This is a genomic window from Nocardioides pollutisoli, from assembly GCF_040045055.1.
Lineage (GTDB): Bacteria > Actinomycetota > Actinomycetes > Propionibacteriales > Nocardioidaceae > Nocardioides > Nocardioides tweenelious.
On record NZ_JBDZDU010000001.1, the window covers coordinates 1,651,586 to 1,672,814 of the forward strand.

The 21,229-nt window shown below is 70.6% G+C and carries 23 protein-coding genes; 11 read left to right on the top strand and 12 right to left on the bottom strand.

The features are described 5' to 3' along the window. Together ABLE68_RS08060 and ABLE68_RS08065 are read left to right on the top strand one after the other, a co-directional pair. Complete coding sequence (locus ABLE68_RS08060) at window positions 1-471, top strand: GNAT family N-acetyltransferase (protein ID WP_348870800.1); 471 nt, start codon at window positions 1-3, stop codon at window positions 469-471. 1 nt (window position 472) lies between these two features. After that, window positions 473-1,102 carry a pyridoxamine 5'-phosphate oxidase family protein gene (locus tag ABLE68_RS08065; RefSeq protein ID WP_348870801.1) on the top strand — a complete coding sequence of 210 codons (630 nt, stop codon included), beginning with the start codon at window positions 473-475 and terminating at the stop codon, window positions 1,100-1,102. Here the strand turns inward: ABLE68_RS08065 and ABLE68_RS08070 are convergent. Continuing rightward, complete coding sequence (locus ABLE68_RS08070) at window positions 1,092-1,940, bottom strand: methylenetetrahydrofolate reductase (protein ID WP_348870802.1); 849 nt, start codon at window positions 1,938-1,940, stop codon at window positions 1,092-1,094. The genes ABLE68_RS08065 and ABLE68_RS08070 overlap by 11 nt on opposite strands. Window positions 1,941-1,981: 41 nt before the next feature. Further along, the gene (locus tag ABLE68_RS08075; RefSeq protein ID WP_348870803.1) at window positions 1,982-3,385 is read right to left on the bottom strand and encodes an MFS transporter; all 1,404 of its coding nucleotides are present in this window, start codon (window positions 3,383-3,385) and stop codon (window positions 1,982-1,984) included. Window positions 3,386-3,447: 62 nt separating this feature from the next. Here ABLE68_RS08075 and ABLE68_RS08080 point away from each other — a divergent pair, with 62 nt between their 5' ends. Beyond that, window positions 3,448-4,308, top strand: a complete 861-nt coding sequence (locus tag ABLE68_RS08080; RefSeq protein ID WP_348870804.1) for a GTP-binding protein LepA — start codon at window positions 3,448-3,450, stop codon at window positions 4,306-4,308. Here ABLE68_RS08080 and ABLE68_RS08085 read toward each other — a convergent pair. Continuing rightward, on the bottom strand, window positions 4,305-4,862 hold the full coding sequence (locus ABLE68_RS08085; RefSeq protein ID WP_348870805.1) for a TetR/AcrR family transcriptional regulator: 558 nt from the start codon (window positions 4,860-4,862) through the stop codon (window positions 4,305-4,307). The two genes, ABLE68_RS08080 and ABLE68_RS08085, sit on opposite strands and share 4 nt — an antisense overlap. A 5-nt stretch (window positions 4,863-4,867) precedes the next feature. Beyond that, entirely contained in the window at window positions 4,868-6,298 is a 1,431-nt protein-coding gene (locus ABLE68_RS08090) for a fatty acid desaturase (protein ID WP_348870806.1), read from the bottom strand. A 126-nt stretch (window positions 6,299-6,424) separates the two neighbouring features. On the opposite strand from ABLE68_RS08090, the gene ABLE68_RS08095 reads away from it, so the two are divergent. Beyond that, window positions 6,425-7,162 (top strand): NYN domain-containing protein, encoded by a 738-nt coding sequence (locus ABLE68_RS08095; protein ID WP_348870807.1) that lies wholly within the window; start codon window positions 6,425-6,427, stop codon window positions 7,160-7,162. Between the two features lie 10 nt (window positions 7,163-7,172). After that, window positions 7,173-7,925 carry a polyphosphate--glucose phosphotransferase gene (ppgK, locus tag ABLE68_RS08100; RefSeq protein WP_348870808.1) on the top strand — a complete coding sequence of 251 codons (753 nt, stop codon included), beginning with the start codon at window positions 7,173-7,175 and terminating at the stop codon, window positions 7,923-7,925. A gap of 22 nt (window positions 7,926-7,947) precedes the next feature. On the opposite strand, the gene ABLE68_RS08105 is transcribed toward ppgK, so the two are convergent. After that, entirely contained in the window at window positions 7,948-9,324 is a 1,377-nt protein-coding gene (locus ABLE68_RS08105; protein WP_348870809.1) for an NAD-dependent malic enzyme, read from the bottom strand. A 131-nt stretch (window positions 9,325-9,455) separates the two neighbouring features. On the opposite strand from ABLE68_RS08105, the gene ABLE68_RS08110 reads away from it, so the two are divergent. Both ABLE68_RS08110 and ABLE68_RS08115 read left to right on the top strand, forming a co-directional pair. Beyond that, a complete protein-coding gene (locus ABLE68_RS08110; protein ID WP_348870810.1) occupies window positions 9,456-10,046 on the top strand; it encodes a TetR/AcrR family transcriptional regulator in 591 nt (196 codons plus the stop codon). 40 nt (window positions 10,047-10,086) lie between these two features. Continuing rightward, window positions 10,087-12,447 (top strand): MMPL family transporter, encoded by a 2,361-nt coding sequence (locus ABLE68_RS08115; protein ID WP_348870811.1) that lies wholly within the window; start codon window positions 10,087-10,089, stop codon window positions 12,445-12,447. A 1-nt stretch (window position 12,448) separates the two neighbouring features. Here the strand turns inward: ABLE68_RS08115 and ABLE68_RS08120 are convergent, their stop codons facing one another. Both ABLE68_RS08120 and ABLE68_RS08125 read right to left on the bottom strand, forming a co-directional pair. Beyond that, window positions 12,449-12,925 (bottom strand): SRPBCC family protein, encoded by a 477-nt coding sequence (locus ABLE68_RS08120; RefSeq protein WP_348870812.1) that lies wholly within the window; start codon window positions 12,923-12,925, stop codon window positions 12,449-12,451. Next, window positions 12,922-13,404, bottom strand: coding sequence for a glutathione peroxidase (locus ABLE68_RS08125; RefSeq protein ID WP_348870813.1), 483 nt, complete (start codon window positions 13,402-13,404; stop codon window positions 12,922-12,924). Before ABLE68_RS08125 ends, ABLE68_RS08120 begins: the two co-directional genes overlap by 4 nt. Before the next feature lie 152 nt (window positions 13,405-13,556). Between ABLE68_RS08125 and ABLE68_RS08130 the strand changes: the two genes are divergently transcribed. Beyond that, on the top strand, window positions 13,557-13,679 hold the full coding sequence (locus tag ABLE68_RS08130) for a hypothetical protein (RefSeq protein ID WP_348870814.1): 123 nt from the start codon (window positions 13,557-13,559) through the stop codon (window positions 13,677-13,679). On the opposite strand, the gene ABLE68_RS08135 is transcribed toward ABLE68_RS08130, so the two are convergent. Genes ABLE68_RS08135 through ABLE68_RS08150 form a run of 4 tightly spaced genes read right to left on the bottom strand, consistent with a single transcriptional unit; the run spans window position 13,655 to window position 16,332 of the window. Then, complete coding sequence (locus tag ABLE68_RS08135; RefSeq protein ID WP_348870815.1) at window positions 13,655-14,083, bottom strand: hypothetical protein; 429 nt, start codon at window positions 14,081-14,083, stop codon at window positions 13,655-13,657. The two genes, ABLE68_RS08130 and ABLE68_RS08135, sit on opposite strands and share 25 nt — an antisense overlap. A 21-nt stretch (window positions 14,084-14,104) precedes the next feature. Then, on the bottom strand, window positions 14,105-15,586 hold the full coding sequence (gene cls / locus ABLE68_RS08140; protein ID WP_348870816.1) for a cardiolipin synthase: 1,482 nt from the start codon (window positions 15,584-15,586) through the stop codon (window positions 14,105-14,107). A 12-nt stretch (window positions 15,587-15,598) separates the two neighbouring features. Next, window positions 15,599-15,868: an SHOCT domain-containing protein gene (locus tag ABLE68_RS08145; protein ID WP_348870817.1), complete on the bottom strand. Its 270-nt coding sequence runs from the start codon at window positions 15,866-15,868 to the stop codon at window positions 15,599-15,601. 41 nt (window positions 15,869-15,909) lie between these two features. Further along, window positions 15,910-16,332: a DUF6325 family protein gene (locus tag ABLE68_RS08150; protein WP_348870818.1), complete on the bottom strand. Its 423-nt coding sequence runs from the start codon at window positions 16,330-16,332 to the stop codon at window positions 15,910-15,912. 153 nt (window positions 16,333-16,485) lie between these two features. Here ABLE68_RS08150 and ABLE68_RS08155 point away from each other — a divergent pair, with 153 nt between their 5' ends. Further along, entirely contained in the window at window positions 16,486-17,550 is a 1,065-nt protein-coding gene (locus tag ABLE68_RS08155; protein WP_348870819.1) for an AI-2E family transporter, read from the top strand. A 34-nt stretch (window positions 17,551-17,584) separates the two neighbouring features. Here ABLE68_RS08155 and ABLE68_RS08160 read toward each other — a convergent pair whose 3' ends face one another. Continuing rightward, window positions 17,585-17,776 carry a hypothetical protein gene (locus ABLE68_RS08160; RefSeq protein WP_348870820.1) on the bottom strand — a complete coding sequence of 64 codons (192 nt, stop codon included), beginning with the start codon at window positions 17,774-17,776 and terminating at the stop codon, window positions 17,585-17,587. 203 nt (window positions 17,777-17,979) lie between these two features. Between ABLE68_RS08160 and ABLE68_RS08165 the strand changes: the two genes are divergently transcribed. Both ABLE68_RS08165 and ABLE68_RS22300 read left to right on the top strand, forming a co-directional pair. Then, window positions 17,980-18,483, top strand: a complete 504-nt coding sequence (locus ABLE68_RS08165; protein WP_348870821.1) for a DUF1269 domain-containing protein — start codon at window positions 17,980-17,982, stop codon at window positions 18,481-18,483. 7 nt (window positions 18,484-18,490) lie between these two features. Then, window positions 18,491-21,154 (top strand): helix-turn-helix transcriptional regulator, encoded by a 2,664-nt coding sequence (locus tag ABLE68_RS22300; protein WP_425475619.1) that lies wholly within the window; start codon window positions 18,491-18,493, stop codon window positions 21,152-21,154. The last annotated feature ends 75 nt before the right edge of the window (window positions 21,155-21,229 follow it).

Genomic DNA, 21,229 nt, shown 5'->3' on the forward strand with positions numbered 1-21,229 from the left:
GTGGAGGGAACGATCGCGGTCGACGACCCGCGCACGGACGACGTACGCCGCCTGCTCGAGACGCACGTGGCCTTCGGCAACGCGCACAGCCCACCGGAGGACGTGCACGCGCTCGACGTCGAGGGGCTCCTCGACCCGGCGATCACGTTCTGCAGCTACCGCCTCGGCGGCGAGCTCCTCGGTGTCGGCGCGATCAAGGACCTGGGCGACGGACAGGCCGAGCTCAAGTCGATGCACACCGCCGAGGGCGCCCGTGGGCGCGGCGTCGGCCGGGCGATGGTCGACCACCTGGTCGCGCTCGCGCGCGAGCGCGGCATGACCCGGCTCAGCCTCGAGACCGGCACCCCGGACGTGTTCGCCCCGGCCCGCGGCCTCTACGCCAGCGTCGGGTTCGTGCCGTGCGGTCCCTTCGGCGCGTACGCCGAGAGCGGCTACAGCTGCTTCTTCACCCTCGACCTGACGGCGGGCTGACGTGGACGAGCTCCACCGCCTCGCGGAGTACGGCGTGACCGATCGCGCGACCCTTGACGCCGTCCTGGACTCCCAGTGGGCCGGGGTGCTCTCGACCGTCGTCGACGGCGAGCCCCTGGCGGTCCCGATGCTCTACGCCCGCGACGGCGACCGGGTGCTCCTGCACGGCTCCACGGGCGCCGGGGCACTACGGCAGGTGGCAGCCGGCTCACCGGCGGTCCTGACCGTCTTCGCGATCGACGCGCTCGCCGTCGCGCCGACGACGTTCGAGTCGTCGGTCAACTACCGCTCCGCGACGATCCGCGGGCGCCTGGCCACCCTGTCCGCCGACGAGCGCGACGCGGCGCTCGACCTGTTCAGCGAGGTGATCCTGCCGGGTCGGACGGCCGAGGTGCGGGCGTCGACCCGCAAGGAGCTGGCCGCCTCGCTCGCGATGGCGCTGCCGATCACCGATGACAACTGGCTGCTGAAGATCAGCGACGGCTGGCCGGCCACACCCGAGGAGGCGGACGCCGACCCCGGGGTCTGGAGCGGGCTGGTCCCGGTGCGGACCGTGCTCGACCCCGCCGTACCCGCGCCGTGGGCCGTCGACCTGCCGGTGCCGGAGTCGGTACGACGACTCAGCGACTGAGCCGCGCGAGCAGGTCCTGGCGCCACGCCTCGGTCTCGGCGACCTGGTTGAACGTGAAGACGTGCAGCCCCTCGACCAGCGCGGTCGGCTCGCCGAGCGCGGGTGCGCACTTCTCGAGGAACCGCTCGCCGGTGAAGCCGCCCGGCGCGGCCAGGCGCGCGAACGTGCCCTTGTGCTTGGCCAGGAAGCGGGTGGACTCGCCGACCCCGATCTTGGTCGCCATCGAGAGCAGCTTGGTCCGGTCCACCGGGCCGGGGATGCCGAGCAGCAGCGGCATGGTGATGCCGCGGCCCCGGAGCCGGCCCACCCAGTCGCGGACCACCGCGGGGTCGAAGGTCAGGTTGCTCACGATGTGGGTGGCGTAGCGGCGCTTGTCCCACATCGACTGGACGGTCAGGTCGTCGTGGATCGTCGGGTGCGACTCCGGGTAGCCCGTGATGCCGACCTGCTCGAAGGGGTGCCCGAGGTGGGCGAGATCCTCCAGCAGGGACAGGGCATCCGCGTAGTCGCCGGCCGGCTCGGCATCCCCGCCCGGCACGAAGACCCGAGTGATGCCCTTGCCGGTCAGCCGCCCGCAGATCTCCTCGAGCTCGGTGCGTCCGGTGATCATGCGCGCGGCGAGGTGAGGGACGACGGTGTAGCCGTGGCCAGCCAGGCGCTCCGCGAGGTCCAGCGTCGCCTCGAGTCCCTTGCCGGGCGAAGCGGTCACCGTGACGGTCACGTCGCGCGGGACGTGGCCGAGCACCTTGTCCTCGGTCGAGGCCGTGGGCAGCACCTCGTAGCGCGCGTGCTCCAGGAGCCGGGTCATGGTCTGACTGGTCGTTACCTTGTTGCGCATGATGCAACTCGTTTCGTGATGCGCATCGAGACGAGCCGAGTCTAGACCCCCGGGTTGCGGATCGTCACCCACGAGAGGAGCCCGCCTGCGGCGAGCAGCACGGCGCAGATGATCGTGGCCGAGTGGTAGGCCGCGTCGAACGCGACCGGATCGGCGTACTCCTCCCCGCCGAGGCCGACGGCGACCGGCAGCGCGGCCACCGCGAGCAGCGAGCCCGCGCGCGCCACGGCGTTGTTGACGCCGCTCGCGATACCGGCGTGCTCGTCGGGTGCGGCCGCGAGCACCGTCGCCGTCAGGGGCGCGACCATGAGCGCGAGCCCGAGGCCGAAGATCGTCAGGCCGGGCAGCACGTCGGTCCAGTAGTTGACGTCGTCGCCGACGCGGAGCAGCAGCAGGGTCCCGAGCGCCATCACCAGCGGCCCGACGGTCAGCGGGATCCGCGGACCGATGCGGGTGCCGAGGGCGCCGCCCCTCGACGCCAGGAGGAGCATGCAGACGGTGATCGGCAGGGTGGAGATGCCGGCCTGGAGGGCGCCGTAGCCGCTCACGGTCTGCAGCTGCAGGACCAGGAAGAACAACACGGCACCCAGGGCGGCGTACACGAGCAGCGTCATCGCGTTCGCGGCGCTGAAGGTGCGGTCGGCGAAGATGCCCAACGGCAGCATCGGGTGGGTGCTGCGGCGCTCGGAGACGACGTACGCCGCGGTCGCGAGCACCGCGACCCCGACGGCGTACGGCGCGAGCGATCCGCCCCACTCGATCAGCGCGTAGGTCAGGCCACCGAGCGCCGTCGCGGCGAGCAGGGCGCCACGGAAGTCGAGCCGCCGCGGCGCATGGGGGTCGAGCGTCTCCGGGACGGCCTTCTGCGCGATCACCACCGTGGCGACGGCGATCGGCAGGTTGATGAGGAAGATCCAGCGCCAGTTGGCGTACTCCACGAGAGCGCCACCGACGAACGGCCCGATCGCGGACGCGATGCCGCCGAGGCCGACCCACGAGCCGATCGCCTTGGCCCGGTCGGTCTGGACGAACGCGCCCTGGATCATCGCCAGGCTCCCGGGCGTGAGCAGTGCTGCGCCGGCACCCTGCAGGATCCGGGCGGCGATCAGGACCTCGGGGTTGGGCGCCAGCCCGCAGAGCATGGACGCCGCGGCGAACCAGATCGTGCCGATCACGAAGATCCGCCGGCGGCCGTAGCGGTCTCCCAACGACCCGCCGAGCAGGATCAGGCTGGCCAGCGACAGCAGGTAGCCGTTCTGCACCCACTGCAGCTGGGCCAGCGACGCGTCGAGATCCTCGCCGATGGTGTGGAGGGCGACGTTGACGACGGTGCCGTCGAGCATCGTCATGCCCGAGCCGAGGACGGCGGCGGCCACGACCGCCCGGCCGGTGGCGGTGCCGAGACGTACGCCACCCACTCCGGCCAATCCGGCCTCGTCCGTCACATCGAAGACCCTACGGGTTCTCCCGGATGTGCCCACCCCGAACCAGAACATAGGATTTCGCCATGAAGTCGTCCACCCTCGTCGAGGCGAGACTCGCCGATCACGTCGATCGTCTGGGTCTCGAGCACCCCCCGATCGACCTGGCGTCGGTCGACTACACCGTGCGGCGACCCGTCGAGTTCGAGCAGCGCTACGGCCACGTCCTCGACTACATGGCGCGCGTCGAGCTCGAGGTCGACCGCAACGTCCTGGAGCTGACGACCCTGCTCCCCGACCCGCCGGAGATCGACCGGCGCTTCTACGCCGAGGTCTGGCAGCCGCAGGAGATCCAGCACGGGCTGATCCTCGACGAGCTGCAGGTGCAGCTCGGCCGACCCGGCGCCGAGCCCGACCTGACATCCCTCGGCGTGAAGATGAAGGTCCTCGGCGCGCTCGCCCACCTCGACTCCTTCCAGGACGTCTGCCGGATGCTCTACTACCTGACCGGCATGGCCACCGAGCGCTCCGCCGTCCTCGCCTACAACCTGCTCCACGACGGGGTCGTGGAGATGGGCGAGGACGCGATCGCCCAGACGGTGATCGCGCCGATCAAGCGCCAGGAGCCCGGCCACTACGCCTTCTACCAGATCTCGGCGCGCGGTCTCTGGGAGCAGCTGGCCGGTTGGCAGCGCTGGATGGTCCGCCGGATGCGCAGCCTCTCCTTCGCACCGGTGGGTGCCAACGACGCGACGCAGAAGGCCGACTTCGGCGACATGCTCGCCACCCTCGGCATCGCCGACGACGCCGACACCTTCGCCGGCCAGATCTCCCGCGTCGAGCGCGAGCTGCTGTGGGCGCACAAGCGCGGGCTCAAGGTGCCGCCGTACGTCGTGAAGGCCTTCCACGACGCCGTGCAGATCGCGAAGTCCCGCGCGGCGGCCTAGCTCCGCAGGACCCGCTGCGCGATCCAGGCGATGTCGTCGGCGGTGTCGGCAGGCGATGCCGACGGCTGCATGACGTGGCTGAGCACGACGCGCACGACCATGTCGATGGCCGCGTCGAGGTGGCGGGCGTCCAGGCCCACGTCGTACGGCGTCAGGCGCTCGGCCACGACGACCTTGGCCGCGGCCAGCAGCGACTCGGCGTGGGTGGTGAGCAGCGGCAACAGCTCGGTGTCGGCGCCATGGGTGGCCGAGACCACCGCGTGCAGCAGCTTGTTGTCCAGCGCCAGCTCGAGCACGCCCTCGGAGGCCGCGCGGATGGACGCGACCAGGTCGGTGGGATGGTCGTCGAACGCGAGCGTCACGACACCGAGGAAGCGGTCGAGCTCGTGCAGGATCATCGTCTCGGCGAGCCCCTGCTTGCTGCCGACCTCGTTGTAGACGGTCTGCCGGCTGACACCCACCCGCTCGGCGATCGCGCCCATCGTCACCGCGGACCAGCCCGACTCGGTGGTCAGGGCCACCGCGGCCTCGACGATGCGCTCGCGGGTGGTCACACGGGTCAGGCTACGGCCTCGGTCAGCGGCACGAAGTCGACCTTGTCGCGCACGCCGCAGTCCGGGCAGCACCAGCTGTCCGGGACGTCGGCCCAGGCGGTGCCGGCCGCGAAGCCCTCGTGCTCGTCGCCGGTCGCGACGTCGTAGGTGTAGCCGCAGCCCGGGCAGCGAGCGGCCAGCACCTCGTCGACCTCTCCGTTGGTTGAGGAAGGCGCGCTTGCGCCTGTCTCGAAACCATCGGAGACAGCCGGGGACGGCGGCGGGTACGCCGCCAGGATCCTGTCCCGCTTGCGCGGGCTGAGGTTGGCCCGCGACAGGTCCCCGTCGAAGTGGTCGAGCACCCGCGGGTCCATCACCCGGCGCCAGACCGCGGGGACGATGGCGAGCACGATCATCCCGGCGTACCCGGTCGGGAGCACCGGCGACTCCTCGAAGTCGCGCAGCGACTGGTAGCGCCGGGTCGGGTTGGCGTGGTGGTCGCTGTGGCGCTGCAGGTGGTAGAGCAGCACGTTGGTCGCGATGTTGTTGGAGTTCCACGAGTGCGACGGGTCGACCCGCTCGTAGCGCTCGCGGTCACCGACCCCCACCTTCTGGCGGAGCATCCCGTAGTGCTCCATGTAGTTGACGACCTCGAGCAGCGAGAAGCCGACGACCGCCTGGATGACCAGGTAGGGCAGGATCCCGACCCCCAGCCACGCGACGAGCGCGCCCCAGAGCACCGCGGACATCAGCCACGCGTTGAGGACGTCGTTGCCGAGGCGGAACGGGTGCTGCTGCTTGCGGGCGTAGCGACGCTTCTCGATCCGCCAGGCGGACCGGAGCGAACCGACGACGGTGCGCGGCCAGAACTCGTAGAAGCTCTCGCCGACCCGGCTGCTGGCCGGGTCCTCCGGCGTCGCGACGCGCACGTGGTGGCCACGGTTGTGCTCGATGTAGAAGTGGCCGTAGAAGCTCTGCGCGAGCGCGATCTTGGAGAGCCAGCGCTCGTTGGCCTCGCGCTTGTGGCCGAGCTCGTGGGCGGTGTTGATGCCGATCCCGCCGATGCAGCCGATCGAGACGGCCAGGCCGACCTTCGCGAACGTGGAGATGTCGTCGCCGCCGATGAGGTACATCGCGCCGACGAAGCCGGCGTACTGGATCGGGAGGAAGAGGTAGGTGATCCAGCGGTAGTAGCGGTCCTTCTCGAGCGCCTCGATCACGTCGTCGGGCGGGTTGGACCGGTCGAGCCCGGCGACCAGGTCGATCGCGGGGACGACCACCAGGATCACCACCGGCCCGATCCAGAACCACGCGCTCCAGCCGGTCAGCGACCACATGCCGTAGCCGATGAAGGCCAGCGACGGGACCACGAGCCCGATCAACCAGAGGTAGCGCTTCTTGTCCTTCCAGGTGTCGGTGGACCCGGTCGGGACGGTGCTGCGTGCGATCTCGGACATTCCCCATGCCTCCGGTCGGTGACGACGGTCACGTGCGTTGCTTGACAGCACGGTACGGAATGTCAACCACCTTGACAAGAGGTAACCAAATGTAAAGTCGCTGGCACGCGCCCTAGGGTGGTCGACGTGACCGATCCCGCCGCTCGACTGGCCGTGCTCATCGATGCCGACAACGTGTCCCCCTCCCACGCAGCCGCGATCCTCGCGGAGCTGGCGCGGTACGGCGTCCCGACCGTCAAGCGGGCGTACGGCGACTGGACGACCCAGCAGCTGAGCGGGTGGAAGGTCGAGCTCGGGCGGCACGCGATCCAGCCGATCCAGCAGTTCGCCAACACGGTCGGCAAGAACTCGACCGACTCGGCGCTGATCATCGACGCGATGGACCTGCTCTACTCCGGCAACCTCGACGCCTTCGCGATCGTGTCCAGCGACAGCGACTTCACCCGGCTGGCCACCCGACTGCGCGAGTCGGGCAAGAGGGTCTACGGCCTCGGCCGGCGTCGTACGCCGGGGGCGTTGCAGTCGGCGGTCGACAAGTTCATCTTCCTGGAGGTGCTGCAGGACGAGGGCGAGCCCGTGGACGACGAGCCGGTCGAGGCACTGCCCGACCTCAAGCCGATCCTCGAGGGCGCCATCCGCAGCACGGCCCAGGACGACGGCTGGTCGCTGCTCGGCATGATCGGGAGCTACCTCGGCAAGGCGCACCCCTCCTTCGACCCCCGTCACTACGGGTTCTCGCGCCTGGGGCTGCTCGTCGCGGCCCAGGACTACCTCGAGGTCGACCACCCCGAGGGCGGCGATCCGCGGGTCCGGGTCCGGCCCCGTCGGGCACCGCGCAAGAGGGCCGCGGCGAAGAAGTCATAGGGTCGGGGCCATGAGCACCCCGCAACCCTTCGGGATCGACTTCGGCGGCACCGGCATCAAGGGCGCCCCGGTCGACCTCGAGACCGGCGAGTTCGCCGCCGAGCGGGAGCGGATCCGCACCCCGGAGAAGTCCACGCCCGACGCCATCGCCGAGATCTTCGTCGAGCTGCTGGCGAAGTTCCCCGACTGCACCGGCGCCGTCGGCGTGACCGTGCCCGGCGTCGTACGACACGGGGTCGTGCACTCCGCCGCCAACATCGACAAGTCCTGGATCGGGACCGACGCCGACAAGGTCTTCACCGACGCGACCGGGCGTGACGTCCACGTGGTCAACGACGCCGACGCCGCCGGTCTCGCCGAGGTCCGGTACGGCGCGGCGAAGGGCCGCTCCGGGCTGGTGATCGTCACGACGCTCGGCACCGGGATCGGCTCGGCGCTCCTGCTCGACGGCGTGCTCGTGCCCAACTCCGAGCTCGGTCACCTGGAGATCGACGGGCACGACGCCGAGTCCCGGGCGGCCAACAGCGCCCGCGAGCGCGAGAACCTGTCGTGGGAGCACTGGGCGAAGCGGCTGACGAAGTACTACCGCACCCTCGAGATGCTCTTCTCGCCCGACCTCTTCGTCGTCGGCGGCGGGGTCAGCAAGGACTCCGACGAGTTCCTGCCCCTGCTCGACCTCGACACCGAGATCATCCCGGCCAAGCTGCGCAACAAGGCCGGCGTGGTCGGCGCTGCGCTCTACGCCTCCGAAGGCGGGGGTTAGGTCTCGACGGGTCGGCTGAGCGTCAGTCGGTCGCCCGCACCGCCGCCGCGACGGCCTTGGGGACGTCGGGGTGGAAGACGGTCGGGATGATGAAGTTCGGGTTGAGCTCGTCGTCCTTCACCACGAGCGCGATGGCGGCAGCGGCGCGCAGCAGCATGTCGATGGTGATCTCGGAGGCGCGGGCGTCGAGCAGGCCCCGGAAGACACCCGGGAAGGCCAGCACGTTGTTGATCTGGTTGGGGTAGTCCGACCGGCCGCTCGCGACGACCGCGGCGTACTTCTCCGCCTCCGCGGGGTCGACCTCGGGGTCCGGGTTGGCCAGCGCGAAGACGACGGCGTCGTCGGCCATGTCCTTGATCCACTCGGGTTCGAGCACCCGCGGGGCACTCACGCCGATGAACACGTCGGCACCCGCGAGCACGTCGTGCAGCGTCCCCCGGACGCGACGCGGGTTCGTGGCCTCGGCGAGCTGCTGGTGGATCGGCGAGAGGCTGTCGTCGTCCGCCGACAGCGCGCCCGTACGGTCGACGACCACGACGTCGGTGACACCGGCCGCGAGCAGGAGCGTCACGATCGCGGTACCTGCGGCGCCGCCACCCGAGACGACGATCCGCACCGCGGTGAGGTCCTTCTTCACCACCCGCAGCGCGTTGGTGAGCGCCGCGAGCACGACGATCGCGGTGCCGTGCTGGTCGTCGTGGAAGACCGGGATGTCGAGCGACGCGCGCAGCCGTCGTTCGATCTCGAAGCACCGCGGCGCGGCGATGTCCTCGAGGTTGATCCCGCCGAAGCCGGGGGCGATCATCTCGACCGCACGCACGATCTCGTCGGTGTCCTGGGTGTCGAGGCAGATCGGCCAGGCGTCGATGTTGGCGAAGCGCTTGAAGAGCGCCGCCTTGCCCTCCATCACCGGCATCGCGGCACCGGGCCCGATGTTGCCCAGCCCGAGGACCGCGGACCCGTCGGTGACGACGGCGACGGTGTTGCCCTTCGTCGTCAGCCGCCACACGTCCTCGGGGTGCTCGGCGATCGCCATGCTCACCCGGCCCACGCCCGGCGTGTAGGCCATCGAGAGGTCGTCGCGGTTGCGCAGCGGGACCTTGGAGGTGACCTCGATCTTGCCGCCGAGGTGGAGCAGGAAGGTCCGGTCGCTGGTCTTGTAGACCTTCACCCCGTCGACCGCGTCGACCGCCTGCTCGAGCAGCTTCGCGTGGTCGGCGTCGCTCGCCGAGCAGGTCACGTCGACGACCAGCCGCTCGTGGCTGGACTCCGCGACGTCGATCGCGGTGACGATCCCGCCGGCCTGCGCGATGGCCGTGGCGACCGCCCCGACGATCCCGTGGTCCGGCGCGGTGTGCAGACGCATGGTGATCGAGTACGACGAGGTGGTGGCGGCCATGCCTCGCACCCTTCACCTGCCGCTCGGTTACCGGCAAGTCGGCGCCACCCCACCCCGGTCGACCGCCTCGGGACGGTGTGACGACCGCCACAATTATGCACTCCTTGGGTGATAGTGCAAGAATGCACTCCATGAGCGAAAGTGCAATCGGGTTGCGGGAGCAGAAGCGGTGGGAGACCAGCCACCGCATCGCCCTGTGCGCCCAGCGACTGGCCGACGCGCACGGGCTCGACGGCTTCACGATGGACGACCTCGCCGACGCCGCGGAGGTCTCGCGGCGCACCCTGTTCAACTACTTCCCGAGCAAGCTGGACGCCGTCCTCGGCACCATCCCCGAGATCCCGCCCGCCGCACTGGCGACCTTCCACACCGGCGGTCCGCACGGCTCGCTCGTCGAGGACCTCGGCGCGCTGGCCAAGGCGCTGCTCTCCGTCAAGGAGCCCGACCGCGAGGCGATGGTCCTCAGCCGCCGGGTCCTCGCGGGCAGCTCGCGGGTCCTCGCCGCCGCCCACCAGCGGTTCGAGCAGATCACCGAGGACTTCGTGGCGCTGATCCTCGACCGCGAAGGACCCGACTTCGACGTCGAGCGGGCCCGTCTCGCCGTCCGCATCCTCGGCTCCCTCTTCGACTCCGCCCTCCTGACCTTCATCGAGGGGGACGAGCGGCCCATCGACGTGCTGTTCGACCACTACCTCAACGAGGCCCGCAGCCTCTTCGCCTGACTCACCCGTCCTTCCCACATCACGACACAGGAGCCCACCCATGGCCACCCTGCTCCACCGACTCGGCAAGACCGCCTACCGGCGCTGGCCGTACTTCATCGCCGGATGGATGGTGCTGCTCATCGCGGTCATCACCATCGCCGCCGGCTTCTCCAAGCCGATGAGCGACGCCTTCACGATCCCGGGCATCCCGTCGGAGAAGGCCGCCGACCTGCAGTCCGAGCTGTTCCCAGGCTCCGCTGACGCCCTCGACGAGGCCTCGGTCACCGTCGTCGTCGCTGCGCCGAAGGGCCACACGCTCGACGACCCGACGTACAGCAAGGCCGTCGACGCCCTGGTCTCCGACCTGGACGGCCTGCCCCAGATGGCCGGCGACGTCGCGCTGGCGAACCCGGTCGAGGCCGCGAAGACACAGACGCAGCAGATCCTCGACGCTGCCGAGCAGAGCGGTACGCCGCCCTCTCAGGCGAGGTCCAACGCCCAGGCGCTCTCCCCGCTGTCCGCGGACGGCCGGGTCGGCACCATCGACTTCACCTTCGACGTGGACACGGTCGCCGACGTCGAGCCGGCCACGATCACCGCGCTCACCGACGCCATGGACCAGGCCCGCGACGCCGGCCTGACCGTCGAGGCCAACGGCTCCGGCTCGCAGACCCAGGAGATCGGCGGTGGCGCCTCCGAGCTGATCGGCATCGCGCTGGCCCTGGTCGTCCTGCTCCTGACCTTCGGCTCGTTCGTCGCCGCTGGTCTCCCGATCCTGAGCGCCGTCTTCGGGCTCGTGGTCGGCCTCACCGGCATCACCGCGCTGACCGCCTTCATGGACGTCAGCTCGAGCACCACGATCCTCGCGACGATGATCGGGCTCGCGGTCGGCATCGACTACACGCTCTTCATCCTGGCGCGCTACCGGACCGAGCTCCACCACACCGACGACCGCGCGGAAGCGGTCGGCATCGCCGTCGGTACGGCGGGCTCGGCGGTCGTCTTCGCCGGCCTCACCGTGCTCATCGCCCTGTCCGCGCTCTCGGTCGTGGGCATCCCGTTCCTCACGGCCATGGGCCTCGCGGCGGCGGCGACCGTGCTCATCGCGGTCCTCGTCGCGCTGACCCTGCTGCCCGCCATCCTCGGCGTGCTCAAGTCCAAGGCCTTCGGAGGCAGCTTCCGCCGCTACCAGCCGAAGCGGGACGAGGACGGCCGGATCCTCAACAACGGCGTCCGCTGGGCCCGGTTCGTGGGCAAGCGCCCGGTCGCCCTGGCGCTCCTGGTCGTCGTCGGCCTCGGCGCGCTCGCGATCCCGCTCAAGGACCTGCACCTCGCGTTCCCGACCGACAGCACCGCATCGACCGACACCACGCAGCGCAAGGCGTCCGACCTGGTCACCGACGCGTTCGGCGCCGGCCGGCTCGGCCCGCTGCTCGCCGTCGTCGACGGTCGCGACATCCAGGGCGACGGCGCTCGTGCCACCGCGTTCCAGGACATCGCCGACTGGGCCGGCAAGCAGGACGACGTCCTCAACGCCCAGGTGGTCGCCACCAACGCCGTGCGCGACGCCGACGGCACCGTCACGACGCCGGCCACCGGCGCGCTCGTGCAGATCACCCCGAAGTCCGGGCCCGACGACACCGCGACGGAGGACCTGCTCACGGACCTGCGCGACGGCCAGTCCGCCATCCAGGACCAGACCGGCACCGACATCGGGATCACGGGCCAGACCGCGATCCAGACCGACGTGTCCGAGCGGCTCAGCCACGCGCTGCCGATCTACCTGGCCATCGTGATCGGCCTGGCGTTCATCCTGCTGATGATCGTCTTCCGCTCGATCCTGGTGCCGCTCACCGCGACGCTCGGGTTCCTGGTCAGCGTGCTCGCCACCCTCGGTGCGACCGTGCTGATCTTCCAGGAGGGCACCTTCGGGCTGATGCAGGGGCAGCCGATCGTCAGCTTCATGCCGATCTTCCTGATCGGCGTGGTCTTCGGGCTGGCGATGGACTACCAGGTCTTCCTGGTCTCCCGGATGCGGGAGGCGCACGTCCACGGCATGTCGACGCGCGAGGCCGTCGTCGACGGCTTCCGCAACAGTGCCCGGGTCGTCACCGCCGCGGCGACGATCATGACGGCCGTCTTCGCAGCGTTCATGCTCCAGGACGACGCCATCGCCAAGTCCATGGGCTTCGCCCTGGCGGCGGCCGTGGTCTTCGACGCCTTCATCGTGCGGACGGTCCTGATCCCGTCGCTGCTCTACATGCTCGGCGAGAAGGCCTGGTGGCTGCCGGCGTGGCTCGACCGGATCCTGCCCAACGTGGACGTCGAGGGCGAGAAGCTCCAGCGTGCGCACCTGATGGGACGTCCCCTCGAGGAGGACATGGCCGACCTCGACGAGGAGGCGTCGGCCCGGGTCTGAGCTAGGCGACCTCTTCTGCACCCAGGTGGGCGAGCAGGTTCTTCGAGAACCGCTCGCCCATCTGTGCGATCACGCCGTTCATGGCCGCCTTGACCGCTCGGCCGGAGGCCCGGGGCAACGGCAGGTCGAGGGTGATCTCGAGCGAGGTCACCAGCCGGGTGCCCTCGTCGTCCTCAGCCAGCTGGTACCACCCCTCGACGGCCGACTTCTCGGTCGCGCCCGTCGGCGGGTCGTGCCGGAAGTCGATGCGGCTCGGCTCGTCGTAGGACATCAGCTCGGTGAACGAGGGCGCGATCCCGACGCCGAGCACCTTGAGCCCGGACATCTCCCATCGCCAGTGGTCGCCGTCGGCAGTGATCGACCGGACGAACGGCGTCATCTCGGCCACCAGCGTCGGGTCGGTGAGAGCGGACCACACGTCGGACCGGCCGGCGGTGATCACGGCCTCTGCCTGGGTCTTGGCCGAGAAGCGCGTCATGACTTGAGGGCGGCCTGGATGTCGCCGGCGATCTTCTCGGGCTTGGTGGTCGGCGCGTAGCGCTGGATCACGGTGCCGTCGCGGGCGACCAGGAACTTGGTGAAGTTCCACTTGATCTTGTTGCCCAGCAGCCCACCCTTCTGCGAGCGAAGCCACCGGAAGACCGGGTGCGCCCGGTCGCCGTTGACGTCGACCTTGGAGAAGAGCGGGAAGGTCACCCCGAAGTTGCGCTCGCAGAAGCCGGCGATCTCCGCGTCCTCCCCGGGCTCCTGCCCGCCGAACTGGTCGCACGGGAAGCCGAGGACGGAGAACCCGAGACCGGCGTACTCGTCCTGGAGCTTCTGGAGGCCCTGATACTGCGGCGTGAAGCCACACTGCGATGCGGTGTTGACGATGAGGAGGACCTCGCCGTCGTACGCCGAGAGGTCGACGTCGGTGCCGTCGATGGAGGTGGCGGAGAACTGTCCCAGACCGGTCATGGCCAGAGAGTGTCCCTCAGGTCGGCTGCGGAAACGACTTGTTGTCCAGAACACGTTTCGAACCGACTCGGCGGGGAGACCTTCCTGTCTGGCAGCCGGTCGGCTCCGTCCCGTTCACGACCGGCGGCCACCACACTCTCCGGGAGGCAATCATGTCCATCGCATCCGTGATCCAGGTCGCGCTGCTGGCCTTCGTGCTGCTCGCCCCGACGATGATGATCGCCGTGCTGGTCTCCGGTCTCCCGCGACGTCAGAGCAGCCGCGCCCGCACCTGAGCCGACTGCTGGTAACCCACCGGGTTTCGGTGGCCGTCGAGGTAGACCAGCACTGAACGGTCGCCGACGTCCAGCACCACCTGGCCGTCCTCGATCGCGGTGACCTCGCCGCGGACCAGGTAGGTCTCCCCGTCGACCTGCTCGAGCGCGCCGCCCGGGGCGCACCGCTCCACGTCAGCGAGGGCGATCGCGCGCAGCCTCGGCCGGAGTCGACCGCCGAAGCGCCACAGGAGCACGGCGACCACCACCAGCACGACGTCGGCGACCAGGGTCACGATCACGACGTCGTCGCTCTCGAGGTGCGTACCGGTCAGGGTCGCGTGGGTCAGCGGCAGGTTGACCAGCACCGCCAGCACGACGAGCGCCACCACGTGCCGGGTGCGCCCGGTCGGCTGCTCGTCCACCGCGCCAGTATCACTGCAGGATCACTGCAGCGTGGCCGTCAGCCTCATCAGGTTGTCGAGGTAGCGCTGGCCCCGGCTGCGCGTGCGCCACTCGTCGAGCGTCAGCTCGGTCGACAGCGCGCGGTAGGTGTCCTGCACCTCCGAGAGCCGGGCGACGGCGTCCGCTCCGGTCATCATCATCACGACCTCGTAGTTGAGGGCGAACGAGCGCATGTCCATGTTGCTCGACCCGACGACCGCGACCGTGTCGTCGACCGAGAAGTGCTTGGCGTGGAGCACGAACGGCTCGGGGTAGAGCCAGATCCGCACACCCGCGGTCAGCAGGGCCTCGTAGTAGGACCGCTGGGCGTGGGCGACCATGAACTGGTCGGCGGTCGCGCCCACGAAGAGCTCCACCTCGACGCCGCGCTGCGCAGCAGTGGTGACGGCGTACAGCAGCGAGTCGTCGGGCACGAAGTAGGGGCTGGTCAGCGACAGCCGGCGCTCGGCGGAGTAGAGCATCGCGTTGAAGAGGCGCAGGTTGTTCTCGGTCGCGAAGCCCGGACCGCTCGGCACCACCTGGACGCCGACCCCGGTCAGGGCGCCGGGCCGCTCGCTCGGGGGCGGGGGCACGGCGGCGACGAGGTCCCGCAGGTCCTCGCCGGTCTCGGTGAACCAGTCGGTCGCGAAGACGACGTTGAGCTCCTGGACGACCGGGCCCTCGACCCGGGCGATCAGCTCGACCCAGGCCCGGCCGAGCTTCTGGTTCTTCGGCTTGTCGTAGCAGGGCTCGATCAGGTTCTGCGAGCCGCTGAAGGCAACCCGGCCGTCGACGACCAGGATCTTGCGGTGGTTGCGCAGGTCGGGTCGGCGTACCTCTCCCTTGAGCGGGCGGATCGGCAGCATCGGCGCCCACTGGATCCCGGTGCCCTCGAGCCTGGCCAGCATCTCCTTGTAGACCGGGATGCCCTTCGACCCGATGTGGTCGAAGAGGAAGCGCACCTGCACCCCGCGCTCGACCGCCCGGACCAGCTCCTCGAAGAACGGCGCGGTCATCTCGTCCCACGCCGAGATGTAGAACTGCACGTGCACGTAGTCGGTGGCGGTCGCGACCTCGCGGGCCATCAGCTCGATGCCGCCCTGGTAGTCGTCGATCAGCTCGACCGTGTTGCCGAAGCTGAGCGGGAGCACGCCCAGCCGGCGGTTCAGCTTGGCGAAGGTCTGCACCAACGGGGGCAGCTGGAGGCGACGCTCGTGGTCCTCGATGTCCTCGAGGTGCGCGGCCTCGAGGATCGCCGCGTTGACGTCGTCCTGCAGGGCTCGACGCTTCTTGCCGACCGACGTCCGGCCGAAGAGCAGGAAGAGCACGAAGCCCAGGAACGGGATCGCGAGGATCAGCAGCAGCCACGCCATCGCCGTCTGCGGCCGGCGGCCACCGGGCAGCACCACGAGCGCACAGACGACGATCGCGATGTTCGCGATCACGAGGGCGGCGCTGATCAGCGCCGGCAGCCAGTCCGACACGGGGCAGCCCCGTCAGCCCAGGAGCCGTTGCTTGGCGGCCGTGAACTCGGCGTCGGTGAGGACGCCCTGCTGGTGGAGCTGGGCGAGCTCGCCGAGCTTGCTCACCAGGTCGTCACCACCGGCCGCGGGTGCCGGGGGCGGGGCCGGGGCCGGGGCGGCCTGCTGGGCGCCGGCGGCCTGGCGCCGGTTGACGGCGTTGACGGTCGCGCTCGCCGTACCGGCCACCACGGCCGTGCGGGCCGCCGTGCCGAGCAGGCCGGGTCGGCCCATGCGTCGCCTCATGTCAGGTCCTCTCAGTCCGGGGAGTCTCAGTCCGGGGAGTCTCAGGCCGGGGCGTCGGCCGCGAAGGCGGCTTCGACGTCCTCGACGGGAACGCGGGCGTACATGACGATCTGACCACCGAGGGCGTCGATGTCGGCAGCCGTCTCACGGGCCCAGACGTGCTCGATGACCAGGGCGACTCCCTGCTCACCGTCCTCGATGCCCTCGATCAGCACGTCGATGTCGGCGTCGTTGAGCAGGCTGTTGGGGTCGAAGGGCAGGTCGTCGAACTCCGGCGGGAGGCCGGAGTCCTCCTCGATGTCGCGGACCTCGATGGTGTCGTCACCGGTGCGCGTCATCACGACCATGTCGACCAGCCGGACGGCCTTCGAGTCGACCGGCTTGCGGATGACCGCGCCGATCTCGCCCAGTGTCACGCTGCTCGGGAAGGTGAAGAACAGCACCTCGATCGGACCGTGCGCCATGGCTCTCTCCCAGCTCTCGCGTCGCGTGCGCCTCCACCCTCAGGCAGGCAGCGCCGTCACGGCTCACCCAACACGGGTGAGCCGCGGACCCCGTTACTGTCGCGACGATGCACTAGGCGACCCCGCCACCCGAGGACGGAGCACGACGTGTCGATGACCAGCGAGCCGAGGGGACCACTGCCGCGCGCCATCGTCATCCTGCTCGGGATCGCCGCGCTCGTCGTGGTGATCGCGGGGTTCCGGAGCGCCGCGTGGCTGCTCGGCCCGGCCCTCCTGGCGCTCGTGCTGACGATCGTCGTCCATCCGATCCGCGGATGGCTGGACCGGCGGATGCCGGGCTGGCTGGCCTCCCTCATCTGCATCATCGCCGTCTACCTGATCGTGCTCAGCCTCGCGATCTCGATCGGCATCTCGGCGGCCCGCTTCGCGACCCTGCTCCCCGACTACCAGGCGCAGTTCGCCGACCGGATCAGCCAGCTGACCGACTGGATCTCGAGCTTCGGCATCAGCGACGAGCAGATCGACCAGATCACCGGCTCGTTCGACCTCGGCGGTCTCACCTCGCTGGTCGAGAGCCTCCTGGCGGGGGCCCTCAACGCGGTCTCGAGCGTCGTCTTCATCCTCACCCTGGCGCTGTTCATGGGCATGGACGGCGGCACCTGGACCCGCAACCTGATCCGGGCTGCCGACATCAAGCCGCACATCGTCAGCGCGATCCGTGACTTCGCGCACGGCACCCGCACCTACTACGCGGTCTCGACGATCTTCGGGGCCATCGTCGCGATCCTCGACACCATCGCCCTGGAGATCATCGGGGTCCCGTCCCCGGTCCTGTGGGGGCTGCTGGCCTTCATCACCAACTACATCCCCAACATCGGCTTCGTGATCGGCCTGATCCCGCCGGCGATCCTCGGGCTGCTCGAAGGCGGCCCCGGGATGATGCTCGCGGTGATCATCGTCTACTGCGTGCTCAACGTGGTCATCCAGACCGTGATCCAGCCGAAGTTCGTCGGCGACGCGGTCGGCCTCTCGACGACGCTGACCTTCATCTCGCTGGTGTTCTGGACCTGGGTGATCGGTCCGCTCGGCGCACTTCTCGCGATCCCGCTCACGCTGCTGGCGAAGGCGCTGCTGGTCGACATCGATCCGAGTGCGCAGTGGCTCAGACCGCTGATCTCCAACAAGGAGGAGCCCCCGACGGAGGCCGAGGCCACCTGACGGCCGGCCCGGACGCCGACCCTGCTCGAGCAGGTCAGTCCGGGATCGTGACGACCTCGACCACGGCGATGCCGAGGGAGTTGAGCATGTTGAGCACGCCCTGCAGCTCCTCCTGGTCGGTCATGTCGCCGGTCAGGGTGGTCGTCGCCCGCTGGGTGCGCGCGGTCAGGTGGGGAAAGGCGCCGGACAGCTCGTCCGACAGCTCGGCATCGACGCGGATCAACATCCTGGCCATCGTCACCCGTCACACCCCTACCGCTCGCCGGTCCCTGATCCGACGGTAAGCGGGGGCGGGTGGACGCCGCCTCACCGGAAACGGGCGAGGCACCGGACTGCACCGTTCGCGAGGGTGGCCCCGGGCTCAGTCGATCTCCGTTCACAAGCCGGAAAGCGACGAGTGCGAACGACGGGTGACGTTACGGTTGCGACGTGCCCCTGGGAGGAGGTGCGGTGCCCAGCCTGACCGTGTGGTCCTATCCGACGCCGCTCGGCGTGGACGCCGGTGAGCTGCACCTGAAGCGTCTCGTGGAGCAGGACGCCCTGGTCGTCCACGACGCGATCGCGGTGATCTGGATGCCGGGTGCCGAGGAGGCCACCGTCCGCCACCTGCACCACGACACCACGCGGGCGGCGACCAAGTGCGCCGTGCTCGGCGGGCTGATCGGCACGGTGCTGCTGGTGCCCGTCGCCGGCGCGGCCGTCGGGGGTGCGGCGGCCGGTGCCTGGACCCGGCTCCGCGGCCACGCGATCGACGACGACTTCGTCGACGAGCTGCGCGAGCGGGTGGTGCCCGGGACGTCCGCCCTGTTCGTGCTCAGCAGCGGCGCCCGGGCCGACGCGGTCGCCGCGTTCCTGGCCACCACCGAGGCGACGCTCCTGCACGCCGACCTCGGGACCGAGGTCCCCGACGAGCTGCGGGCGCTGCTCGCGTGACGCCGTCATGACCACGAAGCGCGACGTCGGCGCCCGGCCGCTCCTGGCCCCGTCGCCGGACACCCCGCACCCGCCCCAGCTCTTCATCCCGCGGCCGCGTCTCGAGACCTTCCTCGAGGCCGTGCCCACGACGCCGGTCACCCTCGTCGTCGCGCCGGCGGGATCGGGCAAGACGGCGGCGGCGGCCGCGTGGAGCGAGCGCGTACGCCGGACCACGCCGGCGCTCCGGGTCTCGTGGGTCCGCGCCGACCAGACCGAGCAGATCCGGGCCGAGGTCACGGCCATGCGCTGCCCGGAGGTGGTCGAAGGACCCGAGGTCGTCGTCATCGACGACGTGCACCTGATCGGCGCCGAGGCCGCCGACCTCCTCACGGACATCCTCAGCCGCGACGCGGAGTCCGTGCGGCTGCTGCTGATCGGCCGGGCCGAGCCGCCCCTCGTGCCGGTCTCGGTCGCCCTCGCGGGCTCCGTCCGGTCGCTCCGTGTCGACGACCTGCGGTTCACCGCGGACGAGGCGTCGGCCCTCGTGCACGCCCACCACCCGGGCGCGAGCGCCGACGACATCACCGCCGTCCTCGAGCAGGGCGACGGCTGGGCCGCGGCGCTGGTCCTCGGCTCACGCGCCCTGGCCGGCTCCGCCGACACCGCCAACGCGCGCGCGGCGCTCGCTGCGACGCGGCAACCGGTGCTCGACTACCTGCTCCACGAGGTCTTCGAGGGCCTGCCGGGCGATCTCGCCCACGTCCTGCTGACGACCTGCCAGGAGCCGGAGGTGGCTGCCGACGAGGCGGTCCTCCTCTCCGGGGTCCCGCACGCGGCCGACGTGCTCGACCGCGCGGCAGCCGCCGGCCTGCTCGTCACCGGCTACACCGTGGGCAGCGACGTGACCACCACCGGATGGCGCTACCACCCGCTGCTGCTCGACCTGCTGCGCCGACGTACCGCACCCACCGGGCCGGACTGGGCCGTGGTGGTGCACGCCCACCAGCGGGCCACGGAGGTGTACGTCGATCGCCGCGACGCCGCGCGCGCCGTCCACCATGCTCGGCAGTCCGGCGACCTCGATCTCCAGCTGCGGGTGCTGCGGGAGTTCTCCGCCGAGCTGATCAGCCGGGGTCAGCTGCAGGTGGTGGCCGACGCGTTGTCGGTCATCCCGCTCGGCATCCGCTCGCGCCACCACGACCTGCTCGTCCTGCAAGCGCTCGTGCTGCGCGCGCAGGGCCGGATCGATGCGGCGAAGGCAGCCAGCGACCGGGCGCTCGAGGCCGACGCGCGCAGCCTCGCCGTCGGGTCCTCCCGGGACATCGAGGCCCAGCTCGCGATCCTCGAGCTGTGGCAGGCCCGCTTCGGCTGGCGCGAGTCCGACCCGGCGATCGCCCGCGCCGGGCGCGTGCTCGGCTGCCGTCACGACGGTGTGGTGAGCGCTCACGACCTGGCCGGTATGTCACCGCTGCCCGCCGCCTGGTTGTGTCTCGAGCTCGCCTACTTCCAGACCTGGCTCGGCGACTTCGACGTCGCCGCGATCCACGTGCAGGACGCGGCGATGTACGCCCGGCAGGTCGACCTGCCCCTGCTCGAACGCGCGGTCCTCGCCCAGCGCGCGGTCCTGGAGATGATCGACGGGGCCTACCAGAGCGCGCTCGCCTCGGCCGACAGCGCGGCCGAGCTCGAGCCACCGGGCGCGATCGTCGACGTGGCCGCTGCGCGCAGTCACCTGGTCCGCGGCTGGAGCATGTTCCAAGAGCTCCGGGTCGCCGAGGCGGAGGAGTCCCTCACGGCGTTCGCCGCCACGCCGCCCGAGCTGATGGACCCGTTGCTGATCACCTACGGCCGGATGCTCCAGGCCTGCGTGCTCGCCGCGAAGGGCGAGATCGAGGCTGCCCGTCGGGTCCTCGACAGCCGAGGCGACGTCCCACGGCTGCTCCCGAGCTATCTCGAGCGGATCGAGCGCCTGGTGCGGATGTTCATCGCCATCGCGATGGGCGACCTGACCGGCGCCGAGAGCCACGTCCGCCCGTCCCGCGACGCCGACGCCGGCGTCGACGTGGACAGCGAGACGGTGCTCGGGGAGGCCGTCCTGATCGGCCTGGGCGGCGACGAGGTCCGCGCCGTCCGGATCCTCAACGACCTGCTGCCCCACACGTTGGACAGACCCTCGACCACCGGTCTCGGCGCCGCGGTCGCTCGGGTCGCCTTCCTCCAGCGGATCGGCACCCCGGCCTCCCTGTCCGCGGCGGCTGACCTGATGCCGGACCTGCTGAGCCGGGCGGCGCCGCAGCGACTGCTGTGGATGCTGTCCCTGGGCAACCTGCTCAGCCCGGGCTTCGTCGACCTGGTCGCCGCCCAGGCGACCGGTCCGGCCGCACATCCCTTCGCCGCCGACGCGCTGGCTGCGCTCACCGGCCACCCGCGCGCCTACCCCGACCTGACGCCACACCGGACGGCCGGGCGGCTCGGCGTGCCCGACGACGACGCCCGCACCCTGCTCACGGCGCGCGAGCTCGAGGTCCTCCAGCAGCTCGCCCTCGGCGGTGGCAACGCGGACCTGGCGCGCGCCCTGTTCGTCAGCGAGAACACCGTCAAGACCCACCTCGCGTCGATCTACCGCAAGCTCGAGGTCGACCGCCGCGTCGACGCACTGCGCGCCGCCCGCTCCCGTGGCCTGGTCTAGAAGATCACCCGGCGATCACCCGCCCAGGGTGACGCCACCGTGCTGTGCGGTGGCCTAGCCTCCGACTGCAGGCGA